General features: G+C 38.7%; 8 protein-coding genes. 2 read left to right on the forward strand and 6 right to left on the reverse strand.

Annotation, left to right across the window (positions count from 1 at the left end; all coding sequences use genetic code 11):
• Nucleotides 1-31: 31 nt before the first annotated feature.
• Entirely contained in the window at nt 32-1,219 is a 1,188-nt protein-coding gene (locus tag HQN83_RS17560; RefSeq protein ID WP_173091780.1) for a DUF5000 domain-containing lipoprotein, read from the forward strand.
• 31 nt (nt 1,220-1,250) lie between these two features.
• Complete coding sequence (locus HQN83_RS17565; protein ID WP_173091782.1) at nt 1,251-2,357, forward strand: DUF4998 domain-containing protein; 1,107 nt, start codon at nt 1,251-1,253, stop codon at nt 2,355-2,357.
• Between the two features lie 81 nt (nt 2,358-2,438).
• Here the strand turns inward: HQN83_RS17565 and HQN83_RS17570 are convergent, their stop codons facing one another.
• The 6 genes from HQN83_RS17570 to HQN83_RS17595 form a co-directional block, all read right to left on the reverse strand.
• Entirely contained in the window at nt 2,439-3,758 is a 1,320-nt protein-coding gene (locus HQN83_RS17570; protein WP_173091784.1) for a DUF3887 domain-containing protein, read from the reverse strand.
• Nucleotides 3,759-3,930: 172 nt separating this feature from the next.
• Nucleotides 3,931-5,685, reverse strand: coding sequence for an alpha-L-rhamnosidase-related protein (locus HQN83_RS17575; protein ID WP_173091786.1), 1,755 nt, complete (start codon nt 5,683-5,685; stop codon nt 3,931-3,933).
• A 23-nt stretch (nt 5,686-5,708) separates the two neighbouring features.
• Nucleotides 5,709-8,528 carry a family 78 glycoside hydrolase catalytic domain gene (locus HQN83_RS17580; protein WP_173091788.1) on the reverse strand — a complete coding sequence of 940 codons (2,820 nt, stop codon included), beginning with the start codon at nt 8,526-8,528 and terminating at the stop codon, nt 5,709-5,711.
• Between the two features lie 72 nt (nt 8,529-8,600).
• Complete coding sequence (locus HQN83_RS17585) at nt 8,601-10,406, reverse strand: glycoside hydrolase family 71/99 protein (protein WP_173091790.1); 1,806 nt, start codon at nt 10,404-10,406, stop codon at nt 8,601-8,603.
• Nucleotides 10,407-10,428: 22 nt separating this feature from the next.
• Complete coding sequence (locus HQN83_RS17590) at nt 10,429-12,147, reverse strand: hypothetical protein (RefSeq protein ID WP_173091792.1); 1,719 nt, start codon at nt 12,145-12,147, stop codon at nt 10,429-10,431.
• Nucleotides 12,148-12,152: 5 nt separating this feature from the next.
• Nucleotides 12,153-13,346: a glycosyltransferase WbsX family protein gene (locus HQN83_RS17595; protein WP_173091794.1), complete on the reverse strand. Its 1,194-nt coding sequence runs from the start codon at nt 13,344-13,346 to the stop codon at nt 12,153-12,155.
• Nucleotides 13,347-13,362: the final 16 nt, after the last annotated feature.

Below are 13,362 nucleotides of genomic sequence, written 5' to 3' on the forward strand. Positions count from 1 at the left end.
TACAATTTTTTGAACAATAAAAATTAAAACTATGTATACTAAAATATTTATTACTGCAGTAGCCTTATTGATAGTGATATCTTATGGCTGTAAAAGGGAAGACAGGCTAGATCATATTGATAAAAATGCCCCAGCCCCGGCACAAATAAGCAATGTTATTGTAAAGGCAATACCGGGAGGCGCGTTATTAACCTACAAAATTCCATCCGACCCAAATTTAGCCTATGTAAAAGCAGTTTATGAAATTCAACCGGGGGTTTATCGCGAGGCAAAATCTTCTTTTTATTCGGATACATTATCTCTGGTTGGTTATGGAGATACCAAAAGTCATGAGGTAAAAATCTTTAGCATTGGTAAAAATGAGAAAGCTTCAGATCCTGTTTCTGTAAGTGTTATACCATTAATCCCTCCGGTTATATCAGCTTTCGATGATTTGGATATTGTTGCTGCTTTTGGAGGAGTTAAAGTCCGCTTTAAAAATGAGTCGCAAGCTAAGTTGGCTATCCAAGTTATGGTAGATAGTACAGGATCAGGAACCTGGGCTCCCGTAACCACATTTTACACAGGGGCATTGGAGGGAGCATTCTCTGCACGTGGACTTAAAACAATCAAGAAAAAATTTGCCGTTTACCTGACTGATCGCTGGAATAATAAATCAGATACACTGATCAAAGAGCTAACACCCATATTTGAAGAACTGATCCCAAAAAACAAATTTTCTGCATTACGCTTACCGACCGACACCTACACACCAGCGGATGCCAATTACCCTTTAGAAAAGGTCTATGATGGTAAAATCGGTTGGGCAGGATTATTTGCTTCTGCAAACGGATCAAAAATGCCTCAATGGTTTACATTAGACCTTGGCCAAAAAGTAGTACTAAGCAGATTCAAAGAACATCAACTGGAATCAGAACATTTTTATAACAGTTCTGCGCTAAAATCATTTGAGATGTGGGGATCTAATAATCCTGACGCCGATGGAGGCTGGAACAACTGGACATTGTTAGGCACTTTTAAATCATTTAAGCCTTCTGGTTTACCGTTAGGACAAACAAATCAGGACGATTACAACTACGGATATTTCAATGGAGAAGATTTTGAGTTTGAAACCATTGGCCCAGCCATACGCTATATCCGATTAAAATCAACAGAATCTTATAGCAGTTCGGGACAAATAACCATTTCTGAACTTACCTTTTTTGGTAAAATAGAATAAACAGTTTTATTTATTTAAAGATAATAATACTATGAAATTAATAAATTGGTACCTCTCATTAATATTGGTTTTGTCATTTACATCCTGTAAAAAAATGGATAGCACGTATAGCCAGTACGTAGTTAAAGGTGGAATAACCTATACAGGTAAAGCTAAATCGCCTATGGCTTATTCCGGGCGAAACCGAGTCAAAATTGCCTGGCTCAGAGGAGCAGATCCAAATGTAAACGTTGCAAAGATTTTTTGGAATAACTTTATAGATTCTGTAGTAGTCCCTATTCCCGTTTCCGGCGACACAATTAGTGTAGTTATTAACGATTTACCAGAAAAAGCCTATTCGTTTATTATTAAAACATATAATAACAGAGGTGATTCTTCAATCCCTGTAGAGCTGATCAGTGGTTCTTATGGAGAAAGATACCAATCACAACTATTATCGCGTCCGATTAATCAATTGGCATTAAACAAAGATGATAAGATTGTTATCGATTGGGGGAATGCAGATATTACAAATGGCGCCGTTTATACTGAAATAAAATATACCGACATTTCAGGCACCGCCAAAACAGCACGCATTCCTACCTCCGAAGCAGCTTCCTCTCTTTCAGGGGTAAAATGGGAAATGCCATTTCAATATCGCACAGTTTTTAAGCCGGATTCTTTAACTATTGATGATTTTTATACCGATTATACAACTAGCGGGTTAATATCATTAGATAAACGTGACTGGAAGATTATCGCCTTCTCAACTGAGCACGACAGTGGCACAAATGGTGTAAAAAACTTTATTGATGGTACAGCTGGAACCCGTTGGCACAGTAGAGCAGGAGGTTCAAGCTATCCGCACTATGCTACTATTGACATGGGTGCTGAAAGAACTATCAATCAGTTTGGAGTGTGGAGAACTACTTTCGAAAATGGTGGGGATAACCGGGCACCAAATAAAATTCAATTCTTAACCAGCCTAGATAACATAACATGGACGGATCAGGGGATATTTGATTTTAATCGTTTAATAAATGGGGAACAGACCTTTTTATTACCATTAAAACCAAAAGCAAGATACTTTAAGTTTGTAGGAGTATCAGGCCCTGAAAACAACATGGTTATTGGAGAAATCAGTGCCTACGGATTATAAAACCCTTAGGCCAAAACAATATTAAAACCCCTTATGCTTTCGGTTGCCCACGAGCAGCTAGAAGCATAAGGGATTACTTATCTAAGGCTTAGCCTTTATCCAGGTGGCAATATCCGTTATCAATCCTTCTGAAACATTAACAGGAACCCTGTATTGTTCCATAGTCCCTTTTTCAGTTTGCGGACTCAAAAGATGATTAAGCTCTGGGTACAATTTTACCATTGAACCCTTTTTCTTCCCAATAGCCGCGTTCCATAAATTATAGTCAGTGGTCGAAACCTGAAAATCATTTCCTCCTTGACCAACAAAAATACGCTGTTTGGCTAATTTCTTTGCTGTTGCAACCTGATCATTCAAATTAAGATCAGCCCAATAAGAGGCCGGTAACCCCAATAAAACTGAATCAGGCTTCATTGTACCAAGCTTAGTTATCCTTGTAACATCCAACTCCTTGATTACAGTATCCAAGCTTTTCTTACCTGCCTCGGAAGTATCTTTAGAGAAACTAAACATATATTTATTTTGCTCAACCAGAAGATCTGTAAACTTCCTTGCCGGCGCTGCTAGCATTATAATCCCATTTAAATCCGGTGCCAATGTAGCTATCCTTGGAGCAAGCATCCCTCCCAAACTATGTCCAAGTAAGTAAATTTGTTTCTTATTTACTTCTGGTAAAGTTCTGGCAAGAGCAATTGCACCAAGAGCATCATCCATTACTTCCTCTTTAACAGTAAAAGCTTTTCCAAATTCACCTGAGTAAATCATTGTTCTTTTTACGTAACGAATAGAGGCTATACCTTTTGAAGCCAAACCAACGGCTATATCTTTCAACGGTTTATTTGGGCCAACAGTTTCATCCATATCAGCCGGTCCAGATCCATGAACTAACACCACAACAGGATAGCTTTTAAGCTTTTTAGGTACGGTTAACACCCCGACTAAAGTATGTCCCGGCGTTTTAACGTTTATTTCAGTTTCCTTATACAAGGTAGTATCTGCATATGCAGGGAGTGTATAGGTAGGTGCTGTAGACTTTGGTTGAAGAAAGAAACCAACAATTTTTTCGGCTTTGTTAAATGCTAAAAGAAAGTTCTGGTCCTCATTAGTAAATTTCCCTTCCAATGTAACTACAAAAAACTCCCCTTGAGTTTTACTACTAATTACATCTAACGTTTCAACTTTACCTAATTTTTCTGAAACTTGAGTCCATAGTTTTTTCAAATCCTCTTCAGGAACTTTGGCCTGAAAGGTACTATCCAAATATCCATAAGCTTCGGTATATTTCTGGTCTTCCAGGAGCTTAAAAAAATCTTGCGAACGACCTAATAAATTTAATACGCCTTGTGAGAACGCACTCGTTGTAACAAACAATGCAAAGATTAACAGAATTACTTTCTTCATTTAAATAATAATTGATTTTCAAGCCTTTTGATTTACAGACTCCAAACCAAAGCTAACATTATTTAAGAAAACAAATAACAGCAGAACAACAATTTAGTGTAAGTCCATGTTGAGTCCATGTTTTTACTGAAAAAACATGGACATGACGTTTACTTAAAACTACATTGGAATCCTATTGAATTATTCTTACACCTTTAGGGGCACTTACATCCGTTTTAATTTTGCCGTTGGAAAGTTTAGTGTGTTTAACTTTTAAAACACCATATGGCGTAGGATATGTTCCTTCAACGAATTTTAAATCACCTAAATGTGGCTCTATTTTAATTGCTTTACATCCTGCTTCAACTACTTTTATTCCCAAAACATGTTCTGTTAGCCATGCTGTAGGTCCAGAAGCCCATCCATGACATAAACTATGTCTGAAACCGATATAGCAGTATGCTCCATAATCACCATGCACATCCTTTTTACCTTCAGGTACCAACTCATCAATACGAGAAGCATTTGGGATCCAATCCATATTGAAATCTTCCCAGAAAGTTGTAGCGCCTAAGTCAAGCATTGCACCCCAATATTGGCGGATTACATCGATAGCACCTTGATGATCTCCTGCTTTAGCTTTTGCCTCAAGCATGTAGTATCCATAAAAAGTAGAGAAATTTGCAGCTCCTCCAACAGATAGAACATCTTTATTGGCTTTCTCTGCAGGCATTAAACCGGTAATAGCAAGTAGAGCTGCAGCTTGTTTTGAACCATTAGGATCAGGTACATATTTGCGCATTCTAGCTACAGTTTTGTTGCAAAGGTCTGCTGTTTCTTTATCGCCAACAAGTGTACTTATTTTAGATGCTGCCGACAAGGACCAAACCGTCATGGCTTGTAAACCTGCATGAATTCCTTTTGGATTTTCGCTTGATGGCCAATCCAGAAAGCGAGTTCCATCCAGTTTCTCTTTATTATCGTCGCCAACTTTTGCAACTATTTGCTTTACTAATCCACTTAAATATGACTTCTGTTGCTTCAAGTAATTTAAATCACCATTCTGCATATACCAATCGTAATGAAGGATAATCCACCACATTGAGTATGTGCTTATTCCGTTCATCCAGCCTGGTAATGGCGTAGTTTCTCTGGATAAATCTAAACTTTTAGGAACCACCTCATTGTATCCAAAAACAGAATTAACGGTAGAGATTTCAGGGTGAAGATCTCCAACCCAAACCAGTCTATCACGTTTAATTCCATCCCAAAGGTATTCCTGCATATTTAAGTGTACTGTATAAGCTCCGGTTTCCCAGATTTTATTTAAGCGTTCATCACTACTTTTAAACGAGCCGATATATGGAATATCTCGATACGTAAAAATTGCACGAACTTCTTTCAATTGGAGTTCAGCGTTTTCTTCTTCAAGATCTATACGCACAAAGCGAAATCCGCTTTCAGCTAATTGGATTCTGCCCAACCAGGGAGCCACTGTAGTGAAATCTCTGATTGCATGATCATTGGTTGCTCCTTTTGGACCGCCAACATCCGACATTGCTTCACTCGCAGATTCTCCATAACGTACACGGATCTTAAGAGGAAGGTTCTTTGGCCCCCACATGCCAGTTACAATCTCCAATCCACCTTGCAGTTCTTTACCAAAATCAAGTAGTATGGATGCTTTTTTACCAGAACCATCATTTTTCAAGATTGCCATATTACGGTTGGCTAAATCAGCCTGACTAATTCCCGGTTTCAACAATTGTTCAAGATTACTAGTCTGGCCTTCTTTCCATAAAATCTTTACAGGAGAAACATATTGTCTGGTTAAGGGACTAATACTACCGGCTTTAGCGGTATTGCTAAGTTTCTTACCCGGCTGTGCCTGTATTGCAGTGGCTAGTAAACAAACGGTAAAAAAAGGATATAAAAATTTCTGTAACATGTTTTTAATTTATAATGATCTGTTTAGATTTTCTGTGTTTTAATAGTGTGGTTTCCCGAGGTAAGCTCAAAAGTTCTGAAGCCATCTTTGAGGCCTAAGTCCTTAATATATTTTGATTTGTCTGCTATATCTACAGCTTCTTTTTCTTGTAGCTGAAGTATAGCGGTACAGTTTGGTGGCACATTGATATTCATCACAAGCTGATTTCCTGTACGTTTCCATGCCGTTTTAATTAAACCTGCAGGTGACTGCATATCGGCTTTAGCCCATTCCATTTGAGTAGCCGTTAACAGTGGTGGGCGAACAATGAAACGCTGAAATCCTGGCACTTGAGGATCGCGTTTTATACCAGCAACTCCATCAACATACCATGCACCTGGATACAGATAAGAGCTGTGCAATAGAGAATGTCCCGGCAGGTCTTTTTCCCACATTTCCCAAATGGTGGTTGCATCATTAGCTTTCATATAACCCCAACTTGGATAGTCAGTTTGCGATGTCATCGAATAAATAAGATCGTCTCGCCCTGCATCCCTTAGTACTTTAAAAAGCATTGCACCGCCTGTTATACCCACATTGATGTGCCCTTTACGAACAACCAGAATTTCGTTTTCCAGTCGTTTCATTATTAATGGTTTTAAATCTTGAGGCATTACTTCACCTAATAAAGCCGCAGCCAAATTAGACATCGATTTATCAGAATAGCTATGATCGTCTGCATTGTAAAACTTGGCATGAATTGCTGTGCTAGATACATCAGCTTGATTTTCCCACTGTTCTGCTTCTTTATCTTTATGAAGCACACGGGCAATTTTAGCGGCAGTACGAAGGTTAAACACCCGGTAGCAGTTGTTTAAAAAGACTGTTTGAGGTTTATCGTTGTTCATTCCTTCAGCAGTTGCCCCCGGCCATAACCAATCGCCTAAAAAATCCCATGCTCCGCCAAAGCGAACTAGCATATCATCTTTAGTATTAAGATCTAAAAACGAAAGCCAACCTTTTATCATTTCAAAATTCTTGTCAAGCACTCTTTTATCGCCTTCATGCTGATAAATAAACCAAGGCAAGGAAACTACTATGCCACCCCATGGCGGACCACCACCGCCCATGTAAGTAGGTGCAGTATGCGGCAAAACTCCGTTGTTCATTATACGACCACCCATTATACCTTTGCGGGCAAAGTTTTCATCGTACATATTGCCCACCAGAGATTCTGTCCCCTGCACATCTCTCCAGTCTTCCATCCATTTAGTATAGAACGCCGCCATGTGATAATTGAACATCCCTGTCTCGCAGGTTGCATGTGCATCGCCACCATAACCAAGCCTTTCGCGCTGAGGGCAATCTACAATGTAGCCGCCTATTGATAGGTTCTGAAAAGTCCATTTAATTCTATCATACATCCAGTTTTGCAAAGGATCAGAACATACAAATGTAGTAGCTTCTTTGTAATCGGTACGCACCATCCATCCACGGATATCAGCCAGAGATGGTTTACTTTTTAAACCTTTAATGGTAATCCAACGACCTGAACTATAGTTAAACCGATTATGAAAAGTCCCCTCACCAGTTTTTCCGATAATAAAAGCACTGTGATTGCTAAAGGTGATGTCGGCCTGTTCTCTTTCTGAAAATAGAAATTCAATCTTATCACCTTGTTTACCCTTTACTTTAATCTCCGTCCAACCTGCAAAATTCACACCCATATCAACGCGATAGGTTCCATCGTTTCTTTCTGCAATTCCAATTGGCTTTATTTCATCAAAAACACGATTACCTTCTATTTTTTGAGCAGATAGAATTAGCTTAGGCTGATAAACTATTGCTTTATCCCAGGTTGTTTCATCACAAGCTGTGGTATTCCAATTTGGAACTTCTTTATTCGCATCCCAGATCTCTCCTCCCATTCTGTTAGAATCCCATACACCTAATAATTTATTAGGGCTTTTATGAGTTTTCCAGGTTTCATCTGTACTGATTAGCAGTTCAGGCTTTGATAGTGGTGTGGTATTTTTGCTGGTATAAATTGAGGCCTGAGCAATTACAATTGGGGTATTCGGTCTGTCTTTCACAATGTATGGACCAAAAATAGACCATGATGTACCCAACCAAATGGTAATCACATTTTTGCCTGCTTTTAGTTCCGGAGCAATATCATAAGCAACATAACGCGCCCTTTTCATATGATCGGTTACACTTGGTGCCATAACATCATTCCCTATCTTTTTCCCATTAACATATACTTCATGAAAACCTACAGAAGCTACAAAGATGTTTGCTTTACCCGGTTTTGTTTTAAGCGTAAAGGTTTTTCTAAGCCATGGATCGGAGATGTTACAATCCTGCTGTTTGGGATCAAAAATCTGGTCAGTACCAATCCATTTTGCTTTCCAATCCGTTGGATTAAGTAAACCTGTTGTCCAGTAAGCTATTTTACTCCATGGCGAGATTTTTCCATTTTCGTCCTTAACCGATACTTTCCAGAAATAGTTTTTATCTGATTGAAACGCTTTTCCTTTATAGGTTATCTGTTGCATTTCTGCAGAATTAACCCATCCTGAATCCCATATATCTCCCTTATTTATTTTAAGTCCACTCTCTGTTGAGGCTACGATAATTCTATAAGCAGTTTGCTTTTGTCCAAATGCAGCAGTATCTGTTGCAGTAAGTGTCCAACTTAAACGAGGCTGTAATTCATCTAATCCCTGTGGATTTATGAGATACTCACATCGTGTATTTACCGGAATAACAGAACTTATCTTCTCTATTATTTTGGAGGCGAAAGCTGTCCCCGAAAAACAGAGAAACATCAATGCAATAAATATATTTTTAGTTGGTATCATTGGGAAATATTTGGTCTTTTAAAGTAACACAATTACAGCTTAATGGCAACCTGTACTGTCCAGTATAATATTCTATTCCTTAATATACCTGTAGGCAAACCTTGCATTTGGGGCAGTGTCTCCTTTATCTAACCAATGCATTGCATTTCCATCAATAGGCGAATTGTCAGCCCATTTAAAATCTAAAGTAAACTTGTTCCCGGCAATCCCAAGCTTGTTTTTAGGAATAACCAACTCTAGTTCATTTTTACTGGTTCTGTATTTTATTGCAATAGCCTTACCAAGCTTTCCATCTTTTTTTAGGCTATGCAACGTAGCACGATTATTACTTAAAAGCTTCTGATTTACTACATACTGAAATCCCTCCCAGCCTGCACTGCCAACTCCTTTTACACCGATAAACAAATGCATCCAATCCGGAGAATTACCTGGAGTTAATTCATCCTTTGTTTTTACATAAAAATATACATTCTGTTCGTCTGAGGTAATTCTGGATTCTACAATATCATTACGCCCGGAAGTATTTACATATTCGCTTATTCGACCCCAGCCGGGATGCTTACGATGGAAGGTATCTCCGCTATCATCTTTATACACTGCTGGTATTTTTTTCCAATCCTCAAATTTACCATCGATAGTAACCGAAGCATTGGTTTTGTAAGTGGGTAATTTTCCGGAGCCTTTAAACTTTCTTACATAATCCACTAACTGGTAATAATAATTGTCTTTGGTTACTCCATTTTCAGGTTCTGCATCTCTGCTAAATTCTGCATTATAAAGATCCACAAAATATGTTTCTCCCTTTTCTATGGACTTACCTAAAAAAGTCTTAGATGCACCATCATTAAAGCGCATGGCCACCCATTCATTCCATCCAGTTATAAATACAAACTCAGGATCTACTTCAAGCGCTCTTTTCCATTGTTCTGCAAAATAAAGTCCTTTTTCGGTCGAGAATATTTCAGGTTGTTTGCCATTATGAAAGCTCCTACCAATGTTCGACATAGGGTGTTGTGCAATTGAAACGGCTACTTGCTCAGCTTTATCTTTTGTGTCATGCCAGCCATAAGACTGAGGATAGTGATCAAGCCATGGCCATTTGTCTTTACCATCAGCAAACCATTCCTGCCCTTTACTCCAAGCCCATGAATGTCGGGTAGTAAAGAAGTTGCCAATTTCAGGTGTAACAGCCTCCGGCGGACACAGCAGTAATGGCTTTCCTTTCCACATGAACCAAAGATTGCTGAATAATCCCTTTTTGTAAATCTGTTCGTAAAGATTATTAACCGTTTGTTTTGGCGCACTGTTTACGATAAAAGAAATAGAAGGTGTGCTTAATCCTTCTGCACGCATTTTCATGTAAGTATTTGCTATTTTAGTAAGCTGAGGCAAGTAAATTGCAGCATTGGTTACATCGAGAATAATCACATCAATACCTGCATCCGACAACATTTGTGCATGCTTGCGGATTACCCATTCATCATCTGCAAGGTAGTAACCAAAATAAGGTTCCCCCCAATGGTGAAAAGCATGAATTGGTCCATATTTAGGACCCGTTGGGTTAGCCTTTAACAGTTTAGTAATGTCGTAAGGGCTAACCGTATCTCCCGGTGTTTTAGGCATAATTCCGCCATCTGCAGCACCACCTTTATGTTGATCGTAACCATGAGCGCCCTGCCATATAAAATAGAATATACCTGCATATTTATCTTTACGTATATTTTTATAATTGGCAGGATCAATAGCACGACCAAGCTCATCTTTTGCCACCCATGTATCTGCATTAGAGGAGGAGATTAAATGTTGGGCACTTACCTGAAAAAAAGCAACGCAGAGTATTCCCAATAAACAAATCTTAAATCTTGCCTTTTGCACCATACCTAATTTTTTAAAAACATTATCAATTGGCTGAACTATAAATAAAATTAAAGCGACCTCCAGGTGCTGTGTCACCATTCACATACCAGTCCAATGGGTCACTATCGTCCTGCATATTATCAGACCATTTAAATTCAAAATTGAGCGGTTTGCCTACATTTCTAAGGTAGGTTCTTGGAACAGTAATCATCATTTGATTACCCTTAACCTGGTATTTTAATGTTTGTATATTTTGCCACTCTCCATCCTTATACAGTTGTAAAATGCTTCCGGCTGCAACTCTAAATTCATATCCTTTCCAACCTGTTTTAGCACTTCTGTCTACATCCAGATATAATCTCATCCAATTACTACCTGAATTAGTAGTGATATTGGCAACGGTTTTCACCAAGAAGTAAATGTTTACTTTGTCACGTGCAACCTTCATCTGCTCGAAATCATTTCTACCTGTTGTGTTGGTATAAACAGTAGCAGGCTCTATAGGTGTACCCGAATGATTGCGTTCCTTTGTGTCGCCTGTATAATCTTTATAAATTAATTGTACTGATGCCCAATCACCGAGCCCTCTAATTGTTTTAGGCAAACCAGCCGAAGGATTAGCAGCCACACCTTTATACCTCCTTATATTGCCAACCAATTGCATATAATAATTATCCTTTAAGCCTGCAGTAAGCGAGGGTTCAATATCTCTGCTATATTCAGGACTTGCCTGATCACAAAACCAGGAATGTTCTGGATTATCATCTCTGCTTGGAAATTTTCCCGCTATCCACTCATTCCAACCTGTTACATACACAAAAGGTGTATTTTGTTTTATAGCATAGTCCCATTGCTCCTGAAAATTATAGCCATAAATTACATCTGTTGCAGGATTTCCTGGTGATCCTTTATGATAACTCCTGCCCCAATTGTCCTTATTACCGTAAAATGCAGAGCCTCCCATACCAGCAGTTGGATTAGGATGCTGAGCGACTGAGACATTGATAATTTCTACTTGACCTTTGGCATTCTTGTATGTTTTTTGCGGCCTTACAAATTCAATCCATGGCCAGCTATTTGTTTTTTGAGGTTCATTTGGCCATTGCGACTCTCTATATGTAAAAGCATTCTCGTAATCTTTTCCTTTAGCTTCCGCTGATATGCCAATTATAAGCGGCTTGCCATCCATTAAATACCAGCATTCTGGATGGCGATACGGTGCCTCTGGTTTGTAGAAATTATTATAGGCTTCCTGCATGGTCTCACCCGAAGAAGTGTTGGTATAAAACACAATCTTTGGAGGAATTTTACCCTGAGCACGTACCGCATTCATCGCCTTCATCAATACGTCCGCCTGTTTTGGATAAGTTAAACGGTTTGTTGCATCAATTACAAGAATATCTACACCTGCGTCAGTCAGCAGCTGGATACTTCTTAAATGCACCCAGTAATCATCCGCTTTATAATACCCGTAAATAGGCTTTCCCCAATAATACATCCCTCCACTTCCCCAATATGGATTATCAAAATCATTGAGTACTTCCGGATGAGTATTCACTATTTCACTAAGGTCCCAATACTTACGTGGTGCAGTTTCATGCCATAAAAAATAGAACATGGCAACGGTTTTTTTTCTTGGATTTCCAACCTCGTTATTTTGAGGAAGAATTCTGCCCAGATCATCAGTTCCGGCAAACGGCTGAGCACTTAACGAACCTATACCAATTAGTGTAAATAGTATTATAAGATGAACATACCTCATAAGATTTATTTTTTAACAAATGCCTTTTTTAACACATCAAGATATCCCATTTTATATAATGTATCAGGCTCCAGATAACTTCCTTCCGACCATTCATTCCAGGCGTTGATTGTAATCAATTTGCGTTGTTTTGGATGTTCATCTGCAAATACTTTTGCCTTTGCAACATACTTTGCAAACTTATCTGGAGCAGGGTTATTTATGTAACCGGTTCTATACGGGAACCTTGGATTCGCATCCCAACTTATTGTCAGATTAGGAAAATATGGAATCGTAAAATCTTTACTAAACCCCTGCCACATATTAGTAGACAAATCTGCCCATTTCTCGTAATCTCCATCTGGATTTTGTAAATGTGCCCAACAATAGTTGGTAAGGCTGTTAAAGCCAAAATACTCCATTACCTTATTCTGTGTTTCAATTTTTTCACCAGGCACTCCCGCAATACTCGATGGTAATGCCTGCCAAAGAATCCCTTGTAAATGCAGCCCAGGGAATCCAGCAGCAATGGTTTTTTGTCTGAAGTAATCTAAAGCTTCTTTAGTTTGCTCTGCACCTCCTAATCCGGCAATGAGCGTATGAAGTTCATAGATACAGAATACCGGGGCACCATTAATTTTGTAATAAGCAGGGTTTTTGAAGTACTTCTCTATTACACGATCCACTACGACATTAAACTGCTTACGATCGACACTCCCCTTCCAAATCACAGAATCCTTTTTCGGGTTTTCTCGCTCCCAGTAAGTTGTAGCATCATGATTGGCCCACATAAGGTAAAATTTCATGCGGTTTTTGTTAGCTTTTAAAAACCCTTCATTGATGCAATCTTCAAGGAAGGGTTTCCCCTCGTACCAATACCAATCGAAAATAAATGTATTCACTCCGTGGTCAACAGCGGCAGTGATTTTTTTATCCATATCCTTTGGATTTGCCTCATCAAGATAGCCCCATAATGGAACTTTTGGTTGGGCATGTCCTTTATCTTTCGCTTTTGATTTGTAAATGATTTCCCATTCTCCTTTTTTCTCAGGAAATAAAAACTCAGCTCTGGGTTCATAATGATAGGCAGGCCAATAAAATGCAGCCACATCATATTCCTGAGTAATTTTCTTTTTGATACTGCAAGATTGAAACATGGTAGAAACAACTAGACCTATTCCTAAAAACAAGACTAATCTTTTATAAGAGAATGATTTCATTATGCTTATTGTAAAT

The organism is Pedobacter foliorum (assembly GCF_013266735.1).
In the GTDB taxonomy this organism is placed as follows: domain Bacteria; phylum Bacteroidota; class Bacteroidia; order Sphingobacteriales; family Sphingobacteriaceae; genus Pedobacter; species Pedobacter foliorum.

Bases quoted from the DNA above. Each gene is read 5' to 3' on its own strand.
- HQN83_RS17565 (WP_173091782.1), top strand. From the start codon at position 1,251: ATGAAATTAATAAATTGGTACCTCTCATTAATATTGGTTTTGTCATTT.
- HQN83_RS17595 (WP_173091794.1), bottom strand. From the start codon at position 13,346: ATGAAATCATTCTCTTATAAAAGATTAGTCTTGTTTTTAGGAATAGGT.
- HQN83_RS17585 (WP_173091790.1), bottom strand. From the start codon at position 10,406: ATGGTGCAAAAGGCAAGATTTAAGATTTGTTTATTGGGAATACTCTGC.
- HQN83_RS17570 (WP_173091784.1), bottom strand. From the start codon at position 3,758: ATGAAGAAAGTAATTCTGTTAATCTTTGCATTGTTTGTTACAACGAGT.
- HQN83_RS17575 (WP_173091786.1), bottom strand. From the start codon at position 5,685: ATGTTACAGAAATTTTTATATCCTTTTTTTACCGTTTGTTTACTAGCC.
- HQN83_RS17560 (WP_173091780.1), top strand. From the start codon at position 32: ATGTATACTAAAATATTTATTACTGCAGTAGCCTTATTGATAGTGATA.
- HQN83_RS17590 (WP_173091792.1), bottom strand. From the start codon at position 12,147: ATGAGGTATGTTCATCTTATAATACTATTTACACTAATTGGTATAGGT.
- HQN83_RS17580 (WP_173091788.1), bottom strand. From the start codon at position 8,528: ATGATACCAACTAAAAATATATTTATTGCATTGATGTTTCTCTGTTTT.